The sequence below is a fragment of the Chryseobacterium sp. Tr-659 genome, assembly GCF_011752975.1.
In the GTDB taxonomy this organism is placed as follows: Bacteria; Bacteroidota; Bacteroidia; order Flavobacteriales; family Weeksellaceae; genus Chryseobacterium.
Map to the genome: position 1 here is coordinate 57,396 of NZ_VWWP01000011.1, position 24,685 is coordinate 82,080.

Genomic DNA, 24,685 nt, shown 5'->3' on the forward strand with positions numbered 1-24,685 from the left:
TAGTGTTCTTATAATTCGGTTACTTTTTTCCCGATTTTATATACTGTTCCGACAAATTTCGCAATCAGTTCATTATTTTGATTGGTAATCTGAATATCATAAACAGCGGTTTTTCTTGTATCATTCACCAAAACACTTTCAGCCCTGAAAATATCACCTTCTTTTCCTGCTCTGGTAAAATTGATAATACAGTTCAATGCCACAGCAGCATCTCCGGTATTGTTAGATGAAAATGCCAGTGCCGAATCTGCAAAAGCGAATGTGATTCCGCCATGAACCGTTTTAAGCCCGTTGAGCATATCCTTCTTGATAGGCATTTCTAATAAACAGTAATTTTCTTTTACTTCAATCATTTTAATATTCATCCATTGGGAAAAATAATCCTGATTGAACATATAATCTGCTACTTGTCTTGGATTCATTTCTATTATATGTTTGTTATTTCTTCATACAGCTCATCAGATAACCGGTCGTAAACGTTCATCGTCTTACCCAGAATGATCTGTTCATATGAAAGACTTTCTGAGTCTGATGAATTTTCAGAGGGATAGAACGCGTTTAAATCAATTCCATTTTCAATGGCTAATCTTTTGATAAGCTCTTTATATTTTTCATTAAACTTCCCTAAAAGCTCAAGTCTTTCCTCTTCATTTACAGAGGAAGCTTCCTGAGTTAGATATTGTTTCTCAATGAAAAGCCTGGTCTCTAACTCTGCTCTGAATTCTTCTATATTCATTTTTTAATGTAACAATTTAACAATCTAGCAGTTTACCAATTAAGTTCAGCATTGGTATATTGGTAAACTGATATATTGGTACATTTTATTATAGTTTACGAAGTAAAGGACTTTGCCTGTATCTTTCTTCCTGATATTCTTCGTAAAGGTTATGAAGGATTTCGGAGACTTTTGTATATCCGATTTCTTTCCCCCAGCTCAATAATCCCTTCGGATAGTTTACTCCTTTCTGCATTGCCAGTTCAATGTCTTCATCATTGGCAACACCTAATCTTTTAGCTTCAACAGCTTCGTTGATCAGCATAGAAATGATTCTTAAAAATATCTGCTGATATAAAGCATCGTCTTTCTGAGCAACAGGTTTTTCTGCTCCTTCACTATAATCATAGAAACCTTTTCCTGTTTTTCTTCCGTGAAGTTTTGCTTCAGACATTCTTTGCTGAAGTAATGACGGTTTATATTTCGGGTCATAGAAATAGTCTTTGTAAACCGTTGTTGTTACAGCAAAGTTTACATCAACCCCGATGAGATCCATTAATTCGAAAGGTCCCATTTTGAAGTTCCCGAGTGTTTTCATGGCATCATCTACTTGTTCAGGTGTTGCAATATTTTCTTCAACAATTCTCAGTGCTTCTCCATAATATGGTCTGGCAATTCTGTTAACGATAAACCCGGGAATATCTTTAGCAATAACAGGAGCTTTTCCCCAATCTTTCATGAGGTTGTATATCTTTTCTGCTAATGTTTTTTCTGTTAATAAGGATGGGATTACTTCTACTAAAGGCATCAGCGGAGCCGGATTAAAAAAGTGAATTCCGATGAAACGCTCCGGTTTCTTTAGTTCTGCACCCAGTGAGGTGATAGAAATAGATGAAGTATTGGAACCTATAATACAGCTTTCTGAAACATGGGTTTCAAGTTCTGTAAAAACTTTGGTTTTGATCTCTTTGTTTTCGATAATTGCTTCAATGATCAGTTCACAATCTTTGAGGTCCTTCAATTCTGTAGCAATGGAAATGTTAGATAGAATTTCAACCATTTTTTCTGTTGAAATTTTCTGTTTATCAACCAATCTGGTTAATGTTTTTTCCAGACCTACGGTGGCCGTTTCTACTTGTTTTGGATTGGCATCATACACCCAAACCTTACATCCGTTCGTTGCGGCTACTTGTGCAATGCCGATTCCCATTGTTCCGGCACCGATAATTCCTACATTCATAGTTTTAATTTGAAAATTTGAAAATGAGTTAATTTGAAAATTATTTAAATTTTGACGTTGAAATAATTTTAGAAAGAATTAATATGATTTCTTTTAAATCTTTAAATAATTTTTCATCCGGAGAACTCAAAAATTGTGACTGCAAACACAATAAAAGCCAATATTCAGTCTCATCTGCTTCTTTAGCAGCAATTTTTATTTTGTGGATAAAATCTGCCTTACTTTCTCCATTTTGTGCTTCTCTTACATTCGCTCCAATTGACGTTCCGGATTTAAAAATCTGATTAGCGAGGGAAAATCTGTTTGCTTTATACAGTTCCTCTGAGAATTCAATAATATTTAATGCAAATCCGAAAGTTTTATTTACAATTATATTTTCCTTATCGTTTCTCATTTTCAAATTTTCAAATTAACCCATTTTCAAATTGATTTATTTTCCTTTATAATTAGGTTTTCTTTTTTGTAAAAAGGCATTTACTCCTTCAAGGAAGTCTTCTGTTTCTGCAGCTTCCTGTTGCAAATCGCCTTCCAGTTCAAGCTGTTCTTTTAATGTATTGGTATACGAATTGGCAAAAGCTTTTTTTGTAAGCTTAAGTGCAGCTGTTGGCATGTTGGCCATTCTTTCAAGAATTTCCATAGATTTTGGAATAAACTCTTCTTCTGTAAAAACTTCAGCTACTAAACCATAGGCTTTAGATTCTTCAGCAGATAATTTTTTGCCTGTAAAAGCTAAATAATTGGCCAACTGTCTACCTAAAAGTTTCGGTAAGAAGTAAGTTCCTCCTGTATCAGGAATTAAACCGATATTGGAGAATGCCTGAGCAAAATAGGCTTTTTCATTCGCCAAAACGAAATCAGAGATTAAAGCTAACATCGCTCCAGCTCCTACTGCAGGACCGTTTACTAAAGCAATAACCGGTTTTTTGCAACGGGTAACTTCCATTACTAAAGGGTTATAGTAATCTACCACAATTTTTCTGATAATATCATGGTCATGGTGTTCTTTACCTACCACAAAAGCTTCATCCAGATTCTGACCTGAGCAAAATGCTCTTCCTCTTCCGGAAATAGCAACACATCTTACAGTTTCATCTTCGCTACATTCTTTAACAAAGTCTCTAAGATCTGATAAAGCCGGCTTTGTAAGGGCGTTCATTGTTTCCGGTTGATTAAGATATGCGATTTTGAGCTTCCCGTCAAAATGCGTTTCAATATCGAGTTGTGTATACATAAAAAATCAATTTTAAATCAGATAAATATAATCATTTAACAGGATATCTAAGTAACAATTCATCAATGAAAGCCTGAATATTTCAATGCTATACATTATTGATCGCTTGTTATGTTTTCAAATTACTAAATAATGATATTCACCAGTGATATAAGCATTTTATAAGCTGTTATATTTAAAAATATTAATATCTGTTTTACTTTTCTTATATAGGGGTATTATTATAATAATTATCAAACTTAATGTGATCTGTAATACCATCATCATTGATAGCAGTAGTATTACAGTTAAATAGAATATTATCTTTTGCAATAATTTTTTTACATCTTAAGTAAAGACCTGTACTAAGGTTACTTACTTCGTTGCCCGACACTGTCACCTTACCATCTAAAGAAACACCTACATTTATAATAACTCCATAGCCCAAACTGTTTCCATATATTAAATTATCGGAAACAACAAAACGATGAGTAAGATCATTAACTCTCTTATAGTCAGCTTCATATTCTGGTGTAAATCCATTTATAACAATTCCAACAAACTTATCTCCTATATTACTCGATTTGAAATTATTATTGCTAATTAATACATTCCCAAGTGGAGCAACAATTCTTTTAACTTCTGTTACAGCATCTTCTGAGTAAGCAAAATATTCTATCACCGGGCCAGAAATATCTGAAGCATTATTGTTTGAGATATTAACCCCCATTATATTTCCACCTATAACGACTGCTGTTCTTACACGATGAAATGTATTATTCATTATATTAATATTTTCTGCAATGGCAGTATCAATCTGAGACTGCAAGCCTATTCCGTAAGATATCCCATTTACTTCTTCAATAATATTATTACAAATTGAAATATTTTTGAAAGAATCTTCATACTCTCTATTTGTAACCTTTGCAGAGGCATTGATAATTCCACTATCATTAGCAATGAGCTGGTGAATGTAATTATCTGTGATAACCGCATTCTTTTTAGTTCCATCAAATCGGATTGCACCCCATGTTGTATTTCTGAAAATATTATTAGAAATAATGAAATTATTTACATTATCATAAAAATCTATTGCAAATAGCCTATGCTTTCCATCATTATTTCTTCCACAATACTCAAAAAGATTATTATTTACAATTACAGATCCTCTGTAACCACACTCAAAGCCGCTCAGTCCAGATGGCATTTTTGCAGGATTAGGAGGCAAAGGATTATTGTTTGCATCCTTTGGAACCTCGTTTTTAAATATATTATTTTCTATAACAAAATTAAGATCGTGAGACTGGCTTATCACAAGATGCTCCATTCTATACTTCTGATCCTGAGCCCCACTCTCAAAATAATTATTTCTAACTTTTATTGTATCACCTTCCAGTCTACAATCATAAATATTTACTGCTCTTGTATAAAGATCATAAAAACTACAATTACAGATTTCAATATTACTTGAAAGTATTATAAATATCCCTCCATTATAATCATTTGGATAATCGCTTTCAGAGTAGATCGTCAAATCTCTTTTTTTCTGATCAAAACGAATTCCGTCAATTATAAAGTTATTACATTCATTAAAGTTGAAAGAATATCCTAAAAAACGCTCCTTGCTGTTGGAAGTAATTACTGTATGTTGTTTATCACCTAAAAGTTTAAAGCAATTATAACCATGAAATAAAAGCTCTTTGTTTACAATATACTCTCTTGCATCAAATCTCACTGTTGCTCCTAAATAATCTGCCATCTTCACCGCTGCTAAAATAATTTCCTCATCATTAGCATATCTTTTATTACATCTATACCATTCTATATTAATAGTATTTTCATGTAAAAGAGCTTTATAATATTCTCCGTTTTTTTGAATAAGCACCACGCCATCTTCTGGCAGGCCAGTTCCGGGGACCTTCTGATAATAAACCTGTTCTCCGGTATTTAAAAAAAATTCAGTGTGCCCATGATCACCAATATTACATGTTGAAGGAAATCTTTGACTGTTACAATTTGTCATAATAAATGTCTTTGTGTTAATTATTTTAAATAAGATCATTAAAAAATGATACTGACACAAAACTAATTGCTGCTAACGACAAAACCTGTCGTATCATTTTATCATTGACATCATAAAAACACATTTAAATAACGCTTTGCTATTTTTAATGACATTTAAAATAATCAAAAGGCTCCAGACAATCTAAGCACTGATAAGATGCCTTACACAAAGTTGACCCGAATCTGCTGATCTGTTTGGTATGTTCAGAACCGCATCTTGGACATTTTTTCGGTTTCCCGATATGATGTTCGTCTGCTCCTTTTTCAGGCGGTGTAATTCCGTAAACACGGAGCTTTTCTCTCGCTTCATCCGTTATCCAGTCTGTTGTCCAGATGGGAAACATTTTCGTCACTACCTTGGCTTCCCATCCGTTTTCTTTCATGATTTTCATGATATCTTCTTCGATGGTAAACATTGCCGGGCATGCGGAATAGGTAGGAGTAATTGTCACTTCACAGGTACTTTCTCCCGTGATTTGTGCCCCTCTTACAATTCCAAGCTCCACAATATTGATTACCGGAATTTCTGGATCGGGAACCATTTCTAATATTTCTAAAGGATTTTTCAATCTTTCTTTATCTGTTTTTTAAAACGCTAAATGCGCTGAGATTTTTTTGAACGCTAAATGTTTTTTAAGTTCACTAAGGTGTATTACTTAACAACATCAAACAAAAACAATGTATCAATGAAGGTTTTTAAAATAGCTACACTGATTCATTAAGACATTGTTACATTCAAAAACTTACCATGTACATCCGGGATACGCTCTCTGCATATACTGAAGTTCACAAAGGATAAATCCGAAATACTCTGTATGATACCCTGTTCTTGATTTGGGCTGCATGAAAGGATTTACAGGATATTCTAATCCGAAATCTGCAAAATCTTTTTTTGTGACAGCAAGAAATTCTTCATAAAGAGCATCTGCATTGGGAGCTATATTCAAAGCTACCAAATCATCTTCACCTTCTGTTTTTGCGAATAAACCTTTTGTGTATTCCCAGATATTTTCGATGGCCTTTACCAAACGTTCACGGCTCTCTTCTGTTCCCTGAGCAAAGATTTTCATCCAGGAAGAAGCATGGGTATAGTGATATCTTACTTCTTTTAATGACTTTTGAGCAATTGCGGAAAGCTCTTCATTAGCTGAGTTTGATAATGCTTCATACATCAGTTTCTGATATACGGACAGTACATATACTTTAAGAATAGTCTGAGCATAGTCTTCATTGGGAAGTTCCGTCCAGTGTGCATTTACATATTCATGTTCATACCTTAAGAATGCGATATCATCTTCAGTTTTACCGTTATCTATAACTCTTGAAGCATACACATAAAAGTTATTTGCCTGACCCAGCTCGTCCAACGCAATGTTCGTCAATGCAATATCCTCTTCCAAATAAGGACCTTCACCACACCAAGCAGACAAACGCTGCCCCATAATGAAACTGTCGTCTGCTAGTTTTAATAAATAATTATATAATGGGTTCATTGTTTAGTAGATTTCAGATTTCAGACACTAGATTTCAGATTGACAAAAAGTTTTTTATCTGAGATCTTATATCTTGAAGTCTTTTATTATTTACATATTTTTTACGTCGTTAGGAATCTCGTAGAAAGTTGGGTGACGGTATAATTTGTCATCAGCGGGATCAAAGAAAGCTTCTTTATCCACTCCTTCCGAAGTCACAATATATTTACTTGGAACCACCCAAACAGAAGTTCCTTCTTTTCTTCTGGTATAAACGTCCCTTGCATTCTGCAGAGCCATTTCTGCTGTTGGTGCCTGTACAACTCCAACGTGTTTATGGGATAATCCCGGTTTAGTCTGAATAAACACTTCCCACATATCTAAATTTGTCATAGTCAAATTAATTTAACAATGTATCAATGTACCAGTTTAACAATAAGATGCTTCAGCAAGCTTAGCACGACAATTGATTGCTACATTTTTACATTGGTATATTGTTACATTATTATATTACTTCTTTTTGTTGTTTCTCTGCAAAAGCTGCCGCAGCTTCTTTTACCCATGAGTTTTCTCTTTGTGCTTTTCTCTTCGTTTCGATACGTTTCTTGTTGCAAGGTCCGTTTCCTTTTAAGATTTCCATGAATTCATCCCACGGAAGTTCCCCAAAATCATAATGTTGTCTTTCTTCATTCCATTTCAGATCTTTATCAGGAATAGTTAACCCTAAGAATTCGGCCTGAGCAACTGTAACATCGATAAATCTCTGACGAAGATTATCATTACTTTCTCTTTTTACTCTGTAATTCATAGAGATTTTAGAGTTTGGAGAGCTGTCATCATTAGGTCCAAACATCATCAGAGCCGGCCACCAGAAACGGTTTAATGAAGCCTGAGCCATTTCTTTCTGTTGTTTCGTTCCACGGCAAAGTGCCATTAAAATTTCATATCCCTGTCTTTGATGAAAAGATTCCTCTTTACAGATTTTCACCATCGCTCTGGAATAAGGGCCATATGAATTTCCCATCAGCATTACCTGATTCATAATTGCAGCACCATCTACCAGCCAGCCGATTGCTCCGATATCCGCCCAGCTTAATGTAGGATAGTTGAAAATACTTGAATATTTTGCTTTTCCTTCAAGCATATCATCATAAGTAGCATCTCTGTCTGCCCTGATACTTCCGTCTCCTAAAGTTTCAGTTGCAGAATAAAGATATAAACCATGCCCTGCTTCATCCTGAACTTTAGCTAAAAGTGCCATTTTTCTTCTCAATGAAGGAGCTCTGGAAATCCAGTTGGCTTCCGGCAGCATTCCTACAATTTCAGAGTGTGCATGCTGTGAAATCTGACGAACCAATAACTTCCTGTAATCGTCAGGCATTACATCTTTTGGTTCTACTTTATTTTCTTCGTGAACGTATTGAACAAATTTTTCTAAGTCCATAATCTTTTAATTTGAGAATTTGAGAATTAGTTAATTTGAAAATTATTTAGAGAAACTGAGAATAAGCTATTACCCATTTTCAAATTTCCAAATTAGCACATTTTCAAATTGAATTAAACATCATAATTAAGCATCACCACATTGGTTGTCGGGTGACATTGGCAGGTAAGAACGTAACCTCTGGCTACTTCGTCTTCGGTAAGCGCATAGTTTTTCTCCATGAAAACTTCTCCTTCTAAAACCTGAGCTTTACACGTACAGCAAACCCCTCCTTTACATGCAAAAGGAACCGGAAGCTGGTCTTTCAATGCTTTATCTAAGATACTTTCTTTTTTGGAATTAAGATGGAACGAATATTCATCATCATCAATAATTACCGTTACCATACTTTCAATATTGGCAATTGCCTTGAATTCTTCACTCATTTCCTCCGTATTCTCTTCATCAGGAGCAGTGAAGTATTCAAATAAAACCTGGATAGCAGGTACTTTTTTATCTTTTTTCAGATAATCTGCAATCCCTTTGATCATTTCCGAAGGGCCACAAATGAAATATGTAGATTCTTTGACATCGATCTCCGGATACTTTTCAAATAGCTGTTCTAGCTTCTCCGCAGAAATTCTTCCTTCAAAAACAGGATCTTCGTGCTTCTCACGGCTTACCAGGTAAATCACCTTAAGTCTTCCATTGAAATGCTCAACCAATTTATCAATTTCAGCTTTTCTTAAAACATGATTCATACTTCTATTACTGTAAAACAGATAAGCATTACTGTGAGGTTCCTGATATAGGCTTTCTTTGATATTAGACAATACCGGAGTAATTCCGCTTCCCGCAGCTAATCCAACATATGTTTTTACATTGGTAGGGTGATAAGAAGTATTGAAGCTTCCCATCGGTGGCATCACCTCCAGGAGCTCATCCATATGAAGGTGCTCGTTGAAATATCCTGAGACTCTTCCTCCTTCCAGCAATTTTACCAATACTTCCAGCGTATTGCTTTTTTCACTGGGGGCATTACAGATAGAGTAAGAACGTCTTTCTTCATTTCCGTTGATGATCATTCGGAAATTCAGATACTGCCCTTGTTTGAACCTGAACTTATCTTTCAGTTCTTCAGGAATTTCCACCGCTACATTTACTGCTTCGGATGTGTCTTTCTGAACCTTAACCGTTTTAAGTTTATAAAATGAATTCATTATTTTTTTAGTATTCTATTAATTTTTCCACCTTCGCACTTCGGCAAGCTGTCCTGGGCATGAACTTTTACTTTTGTAGTGATTCCTACCCGTTTTTTTATTTCGTTTTCTATATTTTTTCCGAAGTTCCCGACAAAATTAAAATAATCATCGGTATCTGCTTCTATTTTTTGTGTCTTTAGCAATTCATCATCAATTTCTACATCAATATCCAAAGCAATACACATATGTTCCTTTTCAATGGGTGTTAAATAATAATTGGGAACCACTCCTTTTACATGTGAGAAAGCATCTTCAATCTGGCTCGGATAGACATTTACTCCTCTTACGATAAGCATATCATCTGCTCGTCCCACAATAGGCTTCATTTTCACCATTGTTCTTTTTGAATTTTCATCATAGTAAAGGCTTGTGATATCATTTGTCCAATAACGTAAAAGCGGCATTGCCTTTTTAGTTAAGGTAGTAATCACCAATACCCCTTCCTCTCCGAAAGGAACCGGCTGCTTGGTCACCGGATCTAAAATTTCGGGATAAAAATGATCTTCCCAGATATAAGAGCCCCCTTTTTCTTCGAAATCCTCCATTGAAACTCCCGGCCCTATAATTTCACTCAATCCATAAATATTAGTCGCATGTACTCCCAGCCTTTCTTCAATGTGACCTCTGATAATTTCTGTCCAGGGTTCTGAGCCTAACACAGCATATTTAAGACTGATCTCCTCCGCGGAAATTCCTCTGTTGGCAAACTCATCTGCAATCGTTAAAGCATATGAAGGAGAACAGCAGATTACTTCAGGTTTAAAATCCACAATAAGATCCACTTGTCTTGCCGTCATTCCTCCGGAAATCGGAAGAACACTCATTCCCAGTTTTTCTGCTCCGTAGTGAAGTCCTAATCCTCCAGTGAAAATCCCATAACCATATGCATTATGTAATTGCATTCCCGGTCTGGCTCCCGCAGCGTTTAATGATCTTGCTACTACTTCACTGAAAAGCTCCACATCCTCTTTCGTATAGCCCACCACTGTTGGTTTGCCCGTAGTTCCGCTGGAACAATGAATTCTCTGAAGTTCACTTTTTGGAACTGTAAATAATCCGAACGGGTAATGGTCTCTTAAATCCTGCTTGTAAGTAATCGGAAGTTTCGTAATATCTTCAATAGACCTTATATCCTGTGGAGATATCTGTAATTCATCAAATTTCTTTTTATAAAATTCCGACTTCTCCCCCAAATAGCAGATCAAACTGATCAACCGGTCGGATTGAAGCTGTCTCAACTGATCCAGCTTCAGATATTCAACTGAAAAATCCATAAAACTAACTAACATTTGTTAGGTGTAAATTTAAAAAGATTTTGGCATCTGACAAAATTTTTATGACTTTTATCATATTTTGAATGATTCTAAATAAGAAACTGCCAGTTGATTAATCTTTAATTTCTATAACACACAATAGTTGTCATTCAGAGCGGAACGAATAGGAATGTGGAATCTATATGATTTTATTTGAAAGTAGTAATTGAGACTCCTACGGAGTGACAAAATTCCTCATAACTTATTAAAGAGTATGATAAACCATAGAAACACAGAATAAAATTATAAGTGATTTAGAGAAAACGGGTTCAACTTTACCTGTTAGAGAAATGGGAAACTTTCTTACAAAAAAACAGAAAATACGGGCGGACATGAAACTGATCGTAATATGTTAAAAGTACCTATTGATAATTATACAACACACGATCAAATTAATTCAGATAATAATTATTTATTATCGCTGAAAATGTAGAGCACTATGATGAACTTACTTTACCCACATAGCAACCAATTGTCCTAAAACACCTGCTTTTTTTGCAATACCAAGTGTGTTTGGAAAATCTTTATAATGCACAATGCCTGCTTCGTTAAATTCAATAATAGCAATAGAGGATTGGATTTCAAAAAGCTCATTCGTTTGAATAGATTTTCCCTTTGTAAAATACTCAACCGTTGCCTTGTTACCATCCATGCCATGATAAATTTTGGTGTATACCTCATCAATATCAATAAGCTTGGTAAGTGGATTTTGTTTAACGCCTTCAAAATGCTCTTTGATTTTAGTTAAGCCTTCAAGCACAGTTCCTCCATTAACGGTAAATGGAATTTCAAAAACCGCGTCTTCATTGAAATATTCTACAAAACTGTCGTAGTCTCGGCTTTGCAATGCTTTTGAAAGAGCGAAAATTATATTGCTTATTTTTTCAGTTGTCATTTGAAATAGTTTTGAGAATTTATTTGTTCACACATTATTACGAACATGGCTCAATTATAATGATAATGAAATTTACAAATAAATTTTGAACAATTAGAGGAATCACCTCAAAAATGTAAATAGCACAACGTTAGCCCAATAATCATTACCAGCTATTCTAAAAAATATGTTTTTAAATTTATTACTATTTCTGGTTTCCTAATAAGCCAAAAAGAATCTTATCTCTTATTTCATCAGTAATTTCATCGGTAGAATCACTATTCTTTTTGAACCAGAAATAAGAGTTATTTAATGTATGAAGGATAAATCTTGTTGTAAATGATGGTGATTTTAGTTCCCAGTTTTCGGCAAGGTAGATTCCGGAAATAAGCTCTTCAACTTCCTGCTGGTAATTCTTTCTTAACTCTATAAACTCAGGAAGACGTTCTTCCAGATGCCGCCATTCAATAGAATAGATATGAGTAACATTACGGTTTTTAAGTACCACAGATAAATGTTTATCAAGAAACAGATTCAGTTTTTCTTTAGGAGCAATATCTGTACTTTTTACCTCCTGAAGCTCATCAAAAAACTCTTGGGCAATACCAAAACAGATCCATTCCAGAATCTCTTCTTTTGAACGGATATGTGCATATAATGATGCGGCTTTTATATTGAGTTTTGTAGCAAGATCCCTTACTGAGCTGCCCATATAGCCTTTCTCTTTGAAAAGCTCTACTGCTACATCTAATATTTTTTTCTGTTTTTCTTTAAGTTCCATCTGGTAAAATGCAAAAATAGGTATTCTGAAATAAATTAAGTACTGTAAATAAACAAATTCCTTGATTTTCAATTTCCCTTTTATTCCTTTATCCTAAAAGAATGACTATTTGTTCATGCCTTTTAAAGAAAAATTAAAGAATCGGAAATTTTGTCAAGTTAAATTTCCGTTAAAAATACAAAATCCGGAAATTTTGTCCATATTTTTTGTAAATTTAATAATTGAACAGTTTTTGCGATACAGTCATCGATTAAATGATTAAATAATTGATTGGCATTAAGAAACTGAGCCTGAAAATTTAGTTTCTTGATGTTTTTTACAACTAGACTTTAAACGAATCATTACCAAAAATATATAAAATATGAACTTAAACCAATATACTGTAAAATCACAAGAAGCCATCCAGGCAGCACAACAGGTTGCTATGGAATTCGGCAATCAAAGTATCGAACCTCAACATCTTCTTGAAGGAATTTTTCAGGTAGATGAAAATATATCGCCTTTCTTATTAAAAAAATCTGAAGCAGATGCTAATCTTGTAAGAGAGCGAAACCGGGAAAATTTAGAAAAACTTCCTAAAGTACAGGGAGGAAACATTTACCTTTCACAATCGGCAAATAAAGTATTGCTGGATGCACCCAACATCGCCAAAAAAATGGGTGATGAATATGTAACAATCGAGCATTTATGGTTATCACTTTTAGAAACAAATTCTGAAGTATCTAAAATGCTTAAGGATATGGGCGTTACCAAAAACCTACTGGAAGGTGCAATCAAGGAATTAAGAAAAGGAACTAAAGCTACTTCTGCAAGTTCGGAAGAAACTTATCAATCCTTAAATAAATATGCTAAAAATTTCAATGAATTAGCAGCCGAAGGCAAACTGGACCCTGTAATTGGGCGCGATGAAGAGATCAGAAGGGTTTTACAGATCCTTTCCAGAAGAACAAAGAACAACCCTATCCTTATTGGTGAGCCGGGTGTAGGTAAAACCGCAATTGCCGAGGGAATTGCTCACAGAATCATCAGCGGAGACGTTCCTGAAAACCTGATGGACAAAACATTGTATTCACTGGATATGGGAGCTTTGATCGCCGGAGCAAAATACAAAGGTGAATTTGAAGAACGTCTGAAATCTGTAGTAAACGAAGTGATTAAGTCTGACGGGCAGATCATTCTTTTCATCGATGAAATCCATACACTGGTAGGTGCCGGAGGCGGTGAAGGTGCTATGGATGCGGCGAATATCTTAAAGCCTGCTTTGGCAAGAGGAGAGTTAAGAGCTATTGGTGCGACTACTCTGAATGAATATCAAAAGTATTTTGAGAAGGATAAAGCGCTGGAAAGACGTTTTCAGAAAGTGATGGTGGAGGAACCGGATACCGAATCTGCAATTTCTATTCTTCGTGGAATTAAAGATAAATATGAAGCTCATCACAAGGTAAGGATTAAAGACGAAGCAATTATTGCTGCTGTGGAAATGTCTCAAAGATATATTTCGGATCGTTTCTTACCGGATAAAGCCATTGACCTTATTGATGAAGCTTCTGCCAAATTAAGAATGGAGATCAATTCCAAACCTGAAGAACTTGATGTTTTAGATAGAAAATTGATGCAGCTGGAAATTGAGCTGGCAGCGATTTCAAGAGAAGGCAACCAAACTAAAATCGATCATTTGAAAGAAGATATTGCTAAAATTTCTGAACAAAGAAATGAAATCAATGCCAAATGGTTGAAAGAAAAACAGAAAAGTGAAGATCTCACCCAGATCAAAAAAGATATTGAATCTCTGAAACATGAAGCGGAAAGAGCTTCCAGAGCCGGAGATTATGCGAAAGTAGCTGAAATTCAGTACGGAAAACTGCGTGAAAAGGAAGATGAACTTGCAAAAGTTGAACTTGAAATGCAGAACCATCAGAATGAACTGATTAAAGAAGAGGTTACGGCAGAAAATATTTCTGAAGTAATTGCGAAATGGACAGGTATCCCGGTAACTAAATTGTTACAGTCCGAAAGAGAAAAACTACTGAATCTTGAATCTGAATTACACCACAGGGTTGTAGGACAGGATGAGGCTATCCAGGCAGTAGCGGATGCAATCAGAAGAAACAGAGCCGGATTAAGTGATGATAAAAAACCAATCGGATCTTTCCTATTCCTGGGAACAACCGGGGTTGGTAAGACTGAGCTTGCAAAAGCCCTGGCTGAATTCTTATTTGATGATGAAAATAACATGACCCGAATTGATATGAGCGAATACCAGGAACGCCACAGTGTTTCGAGATTGGTAGGAGCCCCTCCGGGATATGTAGGATATGATGAAGGCGGCCAATTAACGGAAGCGGTAAGAAGAAGACCTTATTCGGTAGTGCTTCTTGACGAAATTGAAAAAGCACACCCTGATGTTTTCAACACTCTGCTGCAGGTTCTGGATGACGGCCGTCTAACTGATAATAAAGGACGTGTTGTGAACTTTAAAAATTCGATTATCATTATGACCTCGAATTTAGGATCTCACCTTATTCAGGAGAATTTTGAGAATCTTACCGAAGAGAATCAGGATGAGATTGTGGATAAAACGAAAGAAGAAGTTTTCGATTTACTGAAACAAACGCTTCGTCCGGAATTCCTGAACAGGATTGATGAAATAGTTCTGTTCCAGCCTTTAAGAAAAAAAGAAATCGGAAAAATCGTTCAGTATCAATTGAGAGGTTTTAATGATATGCTGGCTAAACGAAATATCATCATGACATTTACTCAGGATGCAGTAGATTATCTGATGGATAAAGGCTATGATCCTGCTTTCGGGGCAAGACCTCTAAAAAGAGTAATCCAGCAGGAAGTATTAAACAAACTATCCAAAGAGATACTCGCTGGCCATGTAAACGATGGTGACAGAATTACACTGGATTATTTTGTAGAAACCGGCTTGGTTTTTAGGCCGACTGAAAAATAAAATAGTTTTTTTTCATATACATTAATTTTTGTAAGTAAGTGCTGTAGAAAAATCTGCAGCACTTATTTTTTTATTTTATCTACATATAGTGAAATATTAGTACATTTATAACTTCAACAAATTAATAACTAAAACAAAATCAGTATGAAAAAGTTAAAAAGAAACGAGTTAAAGAAAATTGAAGGTGGAGTATTTCAATCATCAATAGCATGTGATGAATACTGGGGCTGCCCTATTGGCCTTTGCTGTACGGCAGGGCTGGTCTGCAGAGATCCAAGACATTACGGATGCATTTAATATAAACGGAGATTTTCTCCGTTTTTTTTATGATTACTTTGCCCATTTTCACTTCATAGTACTCTCATAAATATGCAATCCGTAAAAACACGGTAAAAATAATCGTATAATTCCCCATTCCTACCTATATTTTCTACCATATTTTTTACGAAATTTGCATGTTAACTGAGATGTATATTATAAACAATTAAGCTATGAATGCAGAATCAAACAATCCGCTACAGCCTGGCGTAATGTCAAACAGTCTTATCAAGCATTTAATTGACAATTACCGTCAAAATCACCTGAACGCTATCAATAATACCTTAGGTATTGAAGACGCACATTCCATTTGGTTTGATCTTCCTAAGTTAAAAAAATTCATTGCCACGATAGAAGAGGAAGCAACGAAAGCTAACCCTGCAAGTACCGAACAGGACTTAGGAATAAGGTTTTATTATGCTACCTATCCTAAGGAAGAAAACTGGTCTATCATGAATTCACACCCTGTTCCTGTTGAATATGCCGGAAAACATACATTAGTTATGATCCCAACATTGAAAAAGGCAGATGAAACGGGAGAACTTCTTGATTTTGATTTTAATCCTTTTCAGGGAACTGATGAAAGATTGGCATTAAATGCCCGTAATACCTCAATTGATATGGGTAATGGTGGTGATGGCGACGGCAACGGCAATGGAGGGCCACTTGGTGACGATCCGGGTCTTGGAGAAAATAATGGAATGCTTATTCCACCATCGAAATCTTTGGGTGAATCTTTTTAACAACTATTTTTATCCTTAACACAATATGACAGAGTTCCAGGAATTTGCACAAAACAGTTTGCTTTGGTTTGAAGGACTTACTGCAATCATAGCAATTTTCCATTATAATCGTTTAAAAGAACAACATTGGAAATTTTTTGTGTTCTATCTGGTATTCATTTTCCTTGGGGAAGCATATGGTAAATGGGGAAGCTTTACTCATTTTACAAAAGCACAGTACTATAATTATCTTTTAATGCCTATCCAGTTTATATTTTTTTACTGGTTATACGCGTCAAAGTCTTTAGGAAGACCTAAGCTATTTTGGATATTGTCCATTCTATATCTGCTTTCATTCATTCCTAATGAATTATATTTTTCAAAGAGCAAAATAGTATTTGCTTTCAATTACACATTTGGGTGCCTTATTTTAATGCTTTTGGTAATAATGGAGTACTATAAACAAATTACCTCACAGGATATTCTCAATTTTAATAAGAATAAAATGTTTTATATTAATCTGGGAATTACACTATCATATATAGGAACTCTTCCCTTTATGGCATTTTTTTCACTTTTGGTAAAGTATAATGGAATCTGGAATATTTACTTTAGTTATTTTCTGATTTCAGGTGTGGTAATGTATATTTTATTTGCAAGTTCATTTATATGGGGGAAACGGAGCTCTTAATCGTTGTTATTCTGTTTAATGTACTTTTTGTAATGTTTGTCACTGCGGTATTAATCTATATTAGAAGTTACAGACAACGCAAAAAGGAACATCTGAATGAAATTGAGAGAAAAAATGAAATTCATCAAAGAGAGCTTCTGTCTACCCAATTGGAGATTCAGCAGGCCACCATGCAGCAGATCGGACGTGAGCTGCACGACAATATTGGCCAAAAGCTCACCTTGGTAAGTCTCTATGTTCAGCAAATGCTTTATGAAAATAAAGTACCCGAAGCAAGTGAAAGAATTGATCAGGTTTCACAAATCATCAATCAGTCTCTGCAGGATCTCCGAAGCCTTTCCAAAACACTGACGGATGATAATATCAACCAAAAAGAAATTGTAACTTTAATACAGGAGGAGGTAGACAACACCAACTCCTTTAAGAAGTGCAATCTAAGTTTTGAACATAATTTTAAGCAGCTGGATTTAGGCTTTGTTCATAAGAATGTATTGCTTAGAATTACTCAGGAGTTTATTCAAAACAGTATAAAGCATTCGAACTGTAAAAATATTTTCATTACACTCAATACTTCCGAAAATATCCTTTGGGAACTTAAAATTCATGATGACGGAATCGGGTTTGATACTTTGCAGATCAAATCTAACGGCATTGGGCTTACCAATATGAAAAACAGGGCTGAAATAATAGGAGCAAGCTTTACTCTCGAAAGTCAGAAAAATATAGGAACCCAACTCAAAATCACTTTAAAAAAACAAGCATGAAAAAATCAATCGTAATTGTTGACGACCATATACTTATTGCAAAAGCCCTTGAAGGGATCATTGATAATTTCAATGAATTCGAAGTTATCTATGTATGTGAAAACGGAAAGGATCTGATCCAGAAATTTGAAGAAGGCCAGAAAATTCCGGATATTATTCTTTTAGATATCAGTATGCCTATCATGGATGGATTTGAGACGGCTGCCTGGCTTACAAAAAATCATCCGAATATTAAAGTGATGGCCTTAAGTATGCAGGGAGATGACAATAGTGTCATCAAAATGATCAAAAGCGGCGCAAAGGGTTATCTTTTAAAAAACACCCATCCTAAAGATCTGGAAACAGCTCTTACAAGACTCAATACGGATGGTTTCTTTTATCCTGACTGGGCTTCAAAAATTATATTCTCTAATCTTAATAAAGAAACAGAAGCTGAAATTGCTATAAAAATCTCGGACAGAGAAAAAGAGTTTTTAAAATATACTGTAACAGAGCTTAGCTACAAGGAAATTGCAGACAGAATGTGCTGCAGCCCAAGAACCGTTGAAAGCTACCGAGACCAGCTTTGTGAAAAACTGGATTTAAAGACAAGAGTCGGGTTAGCTGTTTTTGCGATTAAAAATGGTTTCGCTAACTAGATTTAATATAAAAAATTCTATAAAATCTAAAAATAAACTAATAATTTACACAAAATAAACACACTATTAAGTGAAATAAAAAGCAATATTATTAAATTAACTAAAATTCAACTAAATTCAATTTTACTTGAAATAAAACCAATAAAAACATCTTTTAAATAGTAAATTATCAAATAAATGACAAAATAATTTGCACATTAATTCTAAATAATATATTTTCACATCCTCAACCAAAATATTACGATATGAAAAAATTATTATTTGGAGCTCTTATCCTGGGCCTGATGACAGCGTGTAACAATGACAATGTCTCAAATTCAAATGAAGAGTCGGCAGATCCGGCAGCTTCACAAAACGAAACAGCTTCAAGAAGATTTTGCCCTTCTGAAGAAATGAGACAGGAAGAATTACAAAAAGATCCCGCACTCAGACAAAAAGTAGCAGAATTTGAAGCTAATGCCCAAAAATTCGCTCAGGATTTAAAAATCGGGAAAGTTCTGGCTGATGGAACAGTAGAAATTCCGGTAGTTGTTAATGTTTTGTATAAAACAACAGCACAAAACGTTTCAGATGCAAGGATTGCAGAGCAAATCGCTATTTTAAATGCTGACTATGCTGGTACAAACAGTGATGCATCATTAATACCTACAGAATTTCAAGGGGTAAAAGCAGGAGATGTGAAAATAAAATTCAAACTGGTAAATACGATAAGAAAAACTACCACCAAAACATCATGGAGCAAGACTGACAGAACAAATAATACTATGAAAAAAGCATCTACCGGCGGTATTGATGCAACTAATCCTACTAATTATTTTAACATCTGGGTTGTAGGAAGCATGCCAGATACGCAAGGAAGCATCCTTGGCTATGCTACTTTCCCTGAAAGTGCGGGTACTTGGAAAGATGGTGTGGTTATAGCCGCTCCTTATTTTGGAAAAACAGGCGCTTCGTCTCCATTTAACCTTGGAAGAACTGCCACTCACGAAGTTGGTCACTATCTAGGTCTCAGACATATTTGGGGAGATGCCAATTGTGGTGATGATTTGATTGCAGATACTCCTACTCAAACAACAGCTAACACAGGAAAACCAACTTATCCTCTTTACAATACTTGCTATGGAGTAAAAAGGTCTGTTATGTTTATGAATTACATGGACTATTCTGATGATAATTCATTATACATGTTTACAGCAGGGCAAAAGACAAAAATGCAGTCTGTAACTGCTTCTTCCGGAGCAAGATCCGGGCTGAGAGTATATTAAAACATATTTTATCACTTATATTTTAAAATCTATCCCACAAAACGGGGTAGATTTTTTTATACCATTGTTCTACATTAAAATAAAGGAAGGCTATTTCATGAATTCAAATTAAAAAGAACAGAACAACCTTATATTGTTTTGTTTAAAAACATGTGATTCAATAGAAAAACTCAAAATTGAATAATGAAAAAAATAGATGCCTTTAATTATGTTTTTAAAATATTTCAACAGACAAACTATTAACGAATAATATCATAAAAATAACATATAAAACAAAATTATTTACATTAAAAAATACACTTAAACGTGAAATATAAAACAAATTAATAAAATTGATTAAAACTCAATATATTTCAAATTAATTTGCGATAAAAACAAATAAAACATGCAATAAATAAATATATTTTAAATATTTTCAAAATAATTTGCATATTAATTTAAAATAATATAATTTCACACCCTCAACCAAATTACATTATAACGATATGAAAAAATTCTTATTTGGAGCCCTTATCCTGGGCTTCATGTCGGCTTGTAACAGTGACAACATTTCACCCCAAGATGAAGGAAGCCAAAATCCAAATGATCTTTCCGGAACCCCTACTGCCTTAAGAAGAGCATGTCCGTCCGATTTGATCAGACAAGAAAGTTTAAAAAAGAATCCACAATTAAAAGCCAGATTTGACGCTCTTGAGCAACAGACTGAAAATTACTCTAATGCCCTTAAAATGGGGAAAGTACTTGCAGACGGAACTGTTGAAATCCCAGTTGTTTTCAATGTTATTTATAACACTTCTGCTCAAAATGTTTCCGATGCAAGGATTGCAGAACAGATTGCCGTACTTAATGCCGATTATGGCGCTACGAATTCCGACGTCTCTAAAATCCCTTCCGCATTCCAACCCGCTGCTGCAGGCGATGTGAAAATTCGTTTCAAACTGGTAGCTACCAACCGTAAGCAAAACTCAAAAACCGGTTGGAGATCAGATCTTGAACAAATGAAAAAAGCAAGCACAGGAGGCATTGACGCTACTGATGTGAATAAAAACATGAATATATGGGTTGTTAATTCAATCCTTGATCAAAATAATCAGCCTGGAACTTTAGGTTATGCTTATTATCCGGAAAACGCAGGACAATGGTATGACGGGCTTGTAATAGGTTATCAGTATATTGGGAAAACCGGTGCTTCTGCTCCCTTCAACCTAGGAAGAACAGTAACGCACGAAGTAGGACATTATCTAAACCTTCCTCACCTTTGGGGTTCTTCAGATGCAGGTTGCCAGACCGATTATTCTAACGACACCCCAGTTTCTCCAGGCCCTAATTACGGAACACCAACATATCCATTAAACAGAGTTTGTGGAGGTGTAAGCCGTTCTCAGATGTTCATGAACTACATGGATTATGTGGATGATAAAGCAATGTTTATGTTCTCTGCCAATCAAAAAACGAGAATGCAGGCAGTAGTAGCTGCATCCGGGCCAAGAGCAGGACTAAGATAATCAACACTTTAGTTGTATTATTATAAAAATATTAAAAAAATCTATCCTTCTTTGTGGGATGGATTTTTTTAATATTTTTACGCGATTTAAAATTTCAGCACCACTAAGATGAAAAAAATAGCATTAGCATCAGGAATACTATTGCATTTGCATTGTTACAAAGCACAGGATACCATCCAATCCAGGAATCTTCAGGAAGATATTGCATATCTAAATTCATCCAACAATGTACTTCAAAATAAAACTCCCTTTTTCAAGAAAGAATGGGTAAAAAAATCTGTAGCACCAACGCTTCTTTTTGCAGCTGCTGCAGCTACCTGGGGAGAAAAAGAGAATATCCGTGAGGTAAGAAACCGATACCTTCCCAACTTTAAAGTCAAATATGATGATTACCTTCAGTATGCTCCTGCAGCAACTGTTTACGGATTAAAATTGGCAGGTGTAAAGGGTCGCAACAACATTGGAAGAGCAACCTTGTCTTATGGCACCAGCTTAGTTATCATGGCTATTTTAGTCAATTCAATTAAATATACAGCAAAAGTTGAACGCCCGGACGGATCCAAAAACAATTCTTTTCCATCAGGTCATACCGCTATGGCTTTTACGAATGCCAGCTTTCTGCATAAGGAATATGGTATGGTAAACCCAGCCTATAGTATTGCGGGTTATGGTTCTGCTACCATTACAGGACTTGGACGAAATTTAAATAACAGACATTGGGTTCCGGATATCCTTGCCGGTGCTGGTATCGGAATTATATCAACAGAACTTGGATACTTCTTTATTGATAAAATTTATAAGAACAAAGGAGATAATTTAAGCATCTTATCCAGAATACAGGGAAATGATTATCCATCTTTTCTTTCTTTAAAGATGGGTGCAGCTTTGGGTACAACCAACTTTCTGAAGGAATCGGAGCTGGATGACAAAAAACAAATCGGTTTTGAGGGCGGACTGGAAGGCGCTTATTTCTTTTCAAAAAAATGGGGAGTGGGTGCCGATATAACTTTCAGCAGCTTCCCTATTAAATCTCAAAGAATAGATTTTGATGATGGACAGGGTTTTGGCGACCATGAAATTAAGACACAATCCATGGGTTTCCTGGCGGCAGGCATTGGACCTTATTTTTCCCATGAATTCTCAGACAAGTGGCAGCTTACTTTAAAGGTAACGGGAGGATATGCCGGTACTGCAAGTGGAAAGGTATCTGTAAAAGGAGATAATATAGATGCGCCTAACCATGAAATCCAGATAGCCAGATACAAGCCAAAACCGGCTTTTCGTTGGAATACGGGGGCTTCTATGACTTACAAGTTCAATCCGGGGTTAGGTCTTACTTTCTATACAGATTATAATCAAATTAATTCCACCATCCATTACCATTTCAGCGATGAAATCAAAGAAAGTGTCGAGCTGGATGAAGAACTCAACAATATGATTGCTAAAGAAAAAATCAGTTATATTACATTAGGTTTAAGATTAACTGCCTATTTTTAAAATAAAAAAGCCTTCAGATTTTGAAGGCTTTTACTTTATAAATTCTTTCGGTTATCTTCCGGTGTATAGTCCATAAAAAGGTCTCCATCCAGCTGCACCGATTTTATTTTTTTCTTGATAGGAATGACAAGGTCTGTCATTTTCTGATCTTTCTCCCAAACGGAAGGAGAAAAATGTAATTTTTCCGTTGTTCCGTCTTCATAAGCCAGTATAGCATCGAAAGGAATCGCAAATCCTCCAACATTTGCAACATTTACGGTAAGCATATCATTCTTTTGTGAAGCTCCTGCCACCTTTATATCTATATAGTTGTTCGTATAAAACCAATTATTGAAAAACCAATTCAAGTTTTTTCCCGAACCTGTATTCATTGAATTGAAATAATCCCATGGAATCGGATGTTTACCATTCCAATTATCCATATAATGATGTAATGCTTTTTTGAATAATTCATCACCGAGATAATCTTTCAGCGCCAGATAAGACAAAGAAGCCTTTACATATGAATTGTTCCCATATCCTGCTCCACTTACCTGTGTACTCATTGTTATCACCGGTTGATCCTGTTCTGTAGACGGATCGTTGATCCATCTTTTAACACGGAAGTTTTTATAGAATTCTTTAGCTGCAGCTTCTCCATTCTCATCAATTCCGATAAGATATTCCAAGGTCGTAGCCCATCCTTCATCCATAAAAGCATACCTTGTCTCATTGATTCCCATATAAAAAGGGAAATAAGTATGGGCAATTTCGTGATCGGCTGTCAGCCTTGCATCCTGAAGATTATCAGGAATACTGGTATCATTGATCATCATTGGATATTCCATATCTGCATATCCCTGAATAGCAGTCATTACATTGTAAGGGTATTCTACTCCAGGCCAGTTTTTGGAGAACCAATCCAGGTTATAGCGCATCCAGTCTACATAATGTTCAAAATCTTTTGCTCCGGCTTTATATCCTGCCTGCACACTGGCTCTCTTTGTTTTTAACTGTACACTGGCGGCATCCCACACATAATGATTACTTAATGCAAAACAAAAATCTGTAATATGGTTTGCTTTGAATTTCCAGACATTCCATTTATTCGGTTTTGTTACTTTCCCGGACTTCATCTCTTGTTCTGTGGCAACATTCATTACCTTATCACTTTTCAATGAAGCTTTATATCTTTTTAAATATTCCGGCTGAAGTACAGCTTCAGGATTTAAAAAATCCCCGGTTGCCCAAACTACATAATTTTTTGGGGCGGAAATAGCAAAAGTGTAATCATTAAAATCATTATAAAACTCCTGTCTGTCGGAATGCTGAAGCATATCCCAACCGTTATAATCGTCATAAACAGAAATCCTAGGGAAAGAATAAGCTACATAGAACGTTTCAGGATCTATCTGCCCTTCCCTACCGCTTTGTACGGAAAGTGGATATTCCCATTCTATTTTAACCTCCGCTTTAGACTTTGATTTTAAACCTGATTTTAATTTTACCTTTTCAACGGTGCTCCAGTCATCACTGTCGATATCATATTTTTCACCATTTACTATGAAAGATTTAATCTTAAGCCCTGAAGACAGAAAATCTTTAGATACAAATCCCGATCTTGAAGATTGTGGTTTATGAAGGTTATTGACAAATCTTATCGCCAATTCATTAAGCTGATCCGGGCTGTTATTGGTATAGACAATCGTTTCTTTTCCGGAAACCGTCTTCGTATTGGCATCCACTTTAACTTCTACATTATATACTCCTTTATTTTGCCAATAGTTTTTACCCGGCGCTCCTGATGCATCACGTGTTCCTCTTTCATAAGCTTTCTTAATATTCCTCGGCATATACAGTTCCTGGGCAGACAACTGCAGCAATGAAACAACCACCAGCATTCCGGAAAAAATTTTCTTCATAACGCTCTTTTTTAAAGATAAGTATCAAAAATAGCGAAAATGTAACACCAATAGCAGTTTCTTTTTAATAATGT

Annotated in this window: 24 protein-coding genes; 9 read left to right on the forward strand and 15 right to left on the reverse strand. The window is 35.3% G+C overall.

What is annotated here, in order from left to right; all coding sequences use genetic code 11:
- Nucleotides 1-8: 8 nt before the first annotated feature.
- From F3J23_RS19550 to F3J23_RS19615, 14 genes are all read right to left on the reverse strand, one after another.
- A complete protein-coding gene (locus F3J23_RS19550) occupies nucleotides 9-422 on the reverse strand; it encodes a PaaI family thioesterase (RefSeq protein ID WP_167032896.1) in 414 nt (137 codons plus the stop codon).
- Nucleotides 423-427: 5 nt separating this feature from the next.
- On the reverse strand, nucleotides 428-736 hold the full coding sequence (locus tag F3J23_RS19555) for a hypothetical protein (RefSeq protein ID WP_167032898.1): 309 nt from the start codon (nucleotides 734-736) through the stop codon (nucleotides 428-430).
- A gap of 88 nt (nucleotides 737-824) precedes the next feature.
- Nucleotides 825-1,955, reverse strand: a complete 1,131-nt coding sequence (locus F3J23_RS19560) for a 3-hydroxyacyl-CoA dehydrogenase NAD-binding domain-containing protein (protein ID WP_167032900.1) — start codon at nucleotides 1,953-1,955, stop codon at nucleotides 825-827.
- Between the two features lie 40 nt (nucleotides 1,956-1,995).
- Nucleotides 1,996-2,349 carry a four helix bundle protein gene (locus tag F3J23_RS19565; protein WP_167032902.1) on the reverse strand — a complete coding sequence of 118 codons (354 nt, stop codon included), beginning with the start codon at nucleotides 2,347-2,349 and terminating at the stop codon, nucleotides 1,996-1,998.
- Between the two features lie 36 nt (nucleotides 2,350-2,385).
- A complete protein-coding gene (locus F3J23_RS19570) occupies nucleotides 2,386-3,186 on the reverse strand; it encodes an enoyl-CoA hydratase/isomerase family protein (RefSeq protein ID WP_167032904.1) in 801 nt (266 codons plus the stop codon).
- A gap of 205 nt (nucleotides 3,187-3,391) precedes the next feature.
- Nucleotides 3,392-5,188: a hypothetical protein gene (locus F3J23_RS19575; protein ID WP_167032906.1), complete on the reverse strand. Its 1,797-nt coding sequence runs from the start codon at nucleotides 5,186-5,188 to the stop codon at nucleotides 3,392-3,394.
- Between the two features lie 145 nt (nucleotides 5,189-5,333).
- Entirely contained in the window at nucleotides 5,334-5,771 is a 438-nt protein-coding gene (gene paaD, locus F3J23_RS19580; protein WP_167033003.1) for a 1,2-phenylacetyl-CoA epoxidase subunit PaaD, read from the reverse strand.
- A 201-nt stretch (nucleotides 5,772-5,972) separates the two neighbouring features.
- Nucleotides 5,973-6,722: a 1,2-phenylacetyl-CoA epoxidase subunit PaaC gene (paaC, locus tag F3J23_RS19585; RefSeq protein ID WP_167032908.1), complete on the reverse strand. Its 750-nt coding sequence runs from the start codon at nucleotides 6,720-6,722 to the stop codon at nucleotides 5,973-5,975.
- Between the two features lie 90 nt (nucleotides 6,723-6,812).
- Nucleotides 6,813-7,094 carry a 1,2-phenylacetyl-CoA epoxidase subunit PaaB gene (paaB, locus tag F3J23_RS19590; protein ID WP_167032910.1) on the reverse strand — a complete coding sequence of 94 codons (282 nt, stop codon included), beginning with the start codon at nucleotides 7,092-7,094 and terminating at the stop codon, nucleotides 6,813-6,815.
- Nucleotides 7,095-7,206: 112 nt separating this feature from the next.
- Nucleotides 7,207-8,145: a 1,2-phenylacetyl-CoA epoxidase subunit PaaA gene (paaA, locus tag F3J23_RS19595; protein WP_167032911.1), complete on the reverse strand. Its 939-nt coding sequence runs from the start codon at nucleotides 8,143-8,145 to the stop codon at nucleotides 7,207-7,209.
- Nucleotides 8,146-8,258: 113 nt separating this feature from the next.
- On the reverse strand, nucleotides 8,259-9,344 hold the full coding sequence (locus tag F3J23_RS19600) for a 2Fe-2S iron-sulfur cluster-binding protein (RefSeq protein WP_167032912.1): 1,086 nt from the start codon (nucleotides 9,342-9,344) through the stop codon (nucleotides 8,259-8,261).
- On the reverse strand, nucleotides 9,344-10,660 hold the full coding sequence (locus tag F3J23_RS19605) for a phenylacetate--CoA ligase family protein (RefSeq protein WP_167032913.1): 1,317 nt from the start codon (nucleotides 10,658-10,660) through the stop codon (nucleotides 9,344-9,346). Before F3J23_RS19605 ends, F3J23_RS19600 begins: the two co-directional genes overlap by 1 nt.
- Nucleotides 10,661-11,147: 487 nt before the next feature.
- Nucleotides 11,148-11,594: a nuclear transport factor 2 family protein gene (locus F3J23_RS19610; protein WP_167032914.1), complete on the reverse strand. Its 447-nt coding sequence runs from the start codon at nucleotides 11,592-11,594 to the stop codon at nucleotides 11,148-11,150.
- A 184-nt stretch (nucleotides 11,595-11,778) separates the two neighbouring features.
- A complete protein-coding gene (locus F3J23_RS19615) occupies nucleotides 11,779-12,354 on the reverse strand; it encodes a TetR/AcrR family transcriptional regulator (RefSeq protein WP_167032915.1) in 576 nt (191 codons plus the stop codon).
- Nucleotides 12,355-12,715: 361 nt separating this feature from the next.
- Here F3J23_RS19615 and clpB point away from each other — a divergent pair, with 361 nt between their 5' ends.
- The 9 genes from clpB to F3J23_RS19660 all read left to right on the forward strand — a co-directional run bounded on the left by clpB (nucleotide 12,716) and on the right by F3J23_RS19660 (nucleotide 22,710).
- Nucleotides 12,716-15,310: an ATP-dependent chaperone ClpB gene (gene clpB / locus F3J23_RS19620; RefSeq protein WP_167032916.1), complete on the forward strand. Its 2,595-nt coding sequence runs from the start codon at nucleotides 12,716-12,718 to the stop codon at nucleotides 15,308-15,310.
- A gap of 144 nt (nucleotides 15,311-15,454) precedes the next feature.
- Complete coding sequence (locus F3J23_RS19625) at nucleotides 15,455-15,607, forward strand: hypothetical protein (protein WP_167032917.1); 153 nt, start codon at nucleotides 15,455-15,457, stop codon at nucleotides 15,605-15,607.
- Nucleotides 15,608-15,801: 194 nt separating this feature from the next.
- Nucleotides 15,802-16,371, forward strand: a complete 570-nt coding sequence (locus F3J23_RS19630; RefSeq protein ID WP_167032918.1) for a hypothetical protein — start codon at nucleotides 15,802-15,804, stop codon at nucleotides 16,369-16,371.
- Between the two features lie 25 nt (nucleotides 16,372-16,396).
- Nucleotides 16,397-17,041, forward strand: a complete 645-nt coding sequence (locus F3J23_RS19635; protein ID WP_167032920.1) for a hypothetical protein — start codon at nucleotides 16,397-16,399, stop codon at nucleotides 17,039-17,041.
- Nucleotides 17,020-17,805 (forward strand): sensor histidine kinase, encoded by a 786-nt coding sequence (locus tag F3J23_RS19640; protein WP_167032921.1) that lies wholly within the window; start codon nucleotides 17,020-17,022, stop codon nucleotides 17,803-17,805. Before F3J23_RS19635 ends, F3J23_RS19640 begins: the two co-directional genes overlap by 22 nt.
- Nucleotides 17,802-18,443 (forward strand): response regulator transcription factor, encoded by a 642-nt coding sequence (locus tag F3J23_RS19645; protein WP_167032923.1) that lies wholly within the window; start codon nucleotides 17,802-17,804, stop codon nucleotides 18,441-18,443. The genes F3J23_RS19640 and F3J23_RS19645 overlap by 4 nt, the downstream gene beginning before the upstream one ends.
- Nucleotides 18,444-18,688: 245 nt before the next feature.
- Complete coding sequence (locus F3J23_RS19650) at nucleotides 18,689-19,708, forward strand: zinc metalloprotease (RefSeq protein ID WP_167032925.1); 1,020 nt, start codon at nucleotides 18,689-18,691, stop codon at nucleotides 19,706-19,708.
- Nucleotides 19,709-20,193: 485 nt separating this feature from the next.
- Nucleotides 20,194-21,213 carry a zinc metalloprotease gene (locus tag F3J23_RS19655; protein ID WP_167032926.1) on the forward strand — a complete coding sequence of 340 codons (1,020 nt, stop codon included), beginning with the start codon at nucleotides 20,194-20,196 and terminating at the stop codon, nucleotides 21,211-21,213.
- 108 nt (nucleotides 21,214-21,321) lie between these two features.
- Nucleotides 21,322-22,710, forward strand: coding sequence for a phosphatase PAP2 family protein (locus F3J23_RS19660; RefSeq protein WP_167032928.1), 1,389 nt, complete (start codon nucleotides 21,322-21,324; stop codon nucleotides 22,708-22,710).
- A gap of 35 nt (nucleotides 22,711-22,745) precedes the next feature.
- Here the strand turns inward: F3J23_RS19660 and F3J23_RS19665 are convergent, their stop codons facing one another.
- Complete coding sequence (locus F3J23_RS19665) at nucleotides 22,746-24,611, reverse strand: M1 family metallopeptidase (RefSeq protein ID WP_167032930.1); 1,866 nt, start codon at nucleotides 24,609-24,611, stop codon at nucleotides 22,746-22,748.
- Between the last annotated feature and the right edge of the window lie 74 nt (nucleotides 24,612-24,685).

What these genes read in the sequence shown, in the direction of transcription:
- F3J23_RS19550 (WP_167032896.1), bottom strand. Translation starts at nt 422, where the DNA reads ATGAATCCAAGACAAGTAGCAGATTATATGTTCAATCAGGATTATTTT.
- F3J23_RS19555 (WP_167032898.1), bottom strand. Translation starts at nt 736, where the DNA reads ATGAATATAGAAGAATTCAGAGCAGAGTTAGAGACCAGGCTTTTCATT.
- F3J23_RS19560 (WP_167032900.1), bottom strand. Translation starts at nt 1,955, where the DNA reads ATGAATGTAGGAATTATCGGTGCCGGAACAATGGGAATCGGCATTGCA.
- F3J23_RS19565 (WP_167032902.1), bottom strand. Translation starts at nt 2,349, where the DNA reads ATGAGAAACGATAAGGAAAATATAATTGTAAATAAAACTTTCGGATTT.
- F3J23_RS19570 (WP_167032904.1), bottom strand. Translation starts at nt 3,186, where the DNA reads ATGTATACACAACTCGATATTGAAACGCATTTTGACGGGAAGCTCAAA.
- F3J23_RS19575 (WP_167032906.1), bottom strand. Translation starts at nt 5,188, where the DNA reads ATGACAAATTGTAACAGTCAAAGATTTCCTTCAACATGTAATATTGGT.
- paaD (WP_167033003.1), bottom strand. Translation starts at nt 5,771, where the DNA reads ATGGTTCCCGATCCAGAAATTCCGGTAATCAATATTGTGGAGCTTGGA.
- paaC (WP_167032908.1), bottom strand. Translation starts at nt 6,722, where the DNA reads ATGAACCCATTATATAATTATTTATTAAAACTAGCAGACGACAGTTTC.
- paaB (WP_167032910.1), bottom strand. Translation starts at nt 7,094, where the DNA reads ATGACAAATTTAGATATGTGGGAAGTGTTTATTCAGACTAAACCGGGA.
- paaA (WP_167032911.1), bottom strand. Translation starts at nt 8,145, where the DNA reads ATGGACTTAGAAAAATTTGTTCAATACGTTCACGAAGAAAATAAAGTA.
- F3J23_RS19600 (WP_167032912.1), bottom strand. Translation starts at nt 9,344, where the DNA reads ATGAATTCATTTTATAAACTTAAAACGGTTAAGGTTCAGAAAGACACA.
- F3J23_RS19605 (WP_167032913.1), bottom strand. Translation starts at nt 10,660, where the DNA reads ATGGATTTTTCAGTTGAATATCTGAAGCTGGATCAGTTGAGACAGCTT.
- F3J23_RS19610 (WP_167032914.1), bottom strand. Translation starts at nt 11,594, where the DNA reads ATGACAACTGAAAAAATAAGCAATATAATTTTCGCTCTTTCAAAAGCA.
- F3J23_RS19615 (WP_167032915.1), bottom strand. Translation starts at nt 12,354, where the DNA reads ATGGAACTTAAAGAAAAACAGAAAAAAATATTAGATGTAGCAGTAGAG.
- clpB (WP_167032916.1), top strand. Translation starts at nt 12,716, where the DNA reads ATGAACTTAAACCAATATACTGTAAAATCACAAGAAGCCATCCAGGCA.
- F3J23_RS19625 (WP_167032917.1), top strand. Translation starts at nt 15,455, where the DNA reads ATGAAAAAGTTAAAAAGAAACGAGTTAAAGAAAATTGAAGGTGGAGTA.
- F3J23_RS19630 (WP_167032918.1), top strand. Translation starts at nt 15,802, where the DNA reads ATGAATGCAGAATCAAACAATCCGCTACAGCCTGGCGTAATGTCAAAC.
- F3J23_RS19635 (WP_167032920.1), top strand. Translation starts at nt 16,397, where the DNA reads ATGACAGAGTTCCAGGAATTTGCACAAAACAGTTTGCTTTGGTTTGAA.
- F3J23_RS19640 (WP_167032921.1), top strand. Translation starts at nt 17,020, where the DNA reads ATGGGGGAAACGGAGCTCTTAATCGTTGTTATTCTGTTTAATGTACTT.
- F3J23_RS19645 (WP_167032923.1), top strand. Translation starts at nt 17,802, where the DNA reads ATGAAAAAATCAATCGTAATTGTTGACGACCATATACTTATTGCAAAA.
- F3J23_RS19650 (WP_167032925.1), top strand. Translation starts at nt 18,689, where the DNA reads ATGAAAAAATTATTATTTGGAGCTCTTATCCTGGGCCTGATGACAGCG.
- F3J23_RS19655 (WP_167032926.1), top strand. Translation starts at nt 20,194, where the DNA reads ATGAAAAAATTCTTATTTGGAGCCCTTATCCTGGGCTTCATGTCGGCT.
- F3J23_RS19660 (WP_167032928.1), top strand. Translation starts at nt 21,322, where the DNA reads ATGAAAAAAATAGCATTAGCATCAGGAATACTATTGCATTTGCATTGT.
- F3J23_RS19665 (WP_167032930.1), bottom strand. Translation starts at nt 24,611, where the DNA reads ATGAAGAAAATTTTTTCCGGAATGCTGGTGGTTGTTTCATTGCTGCAG.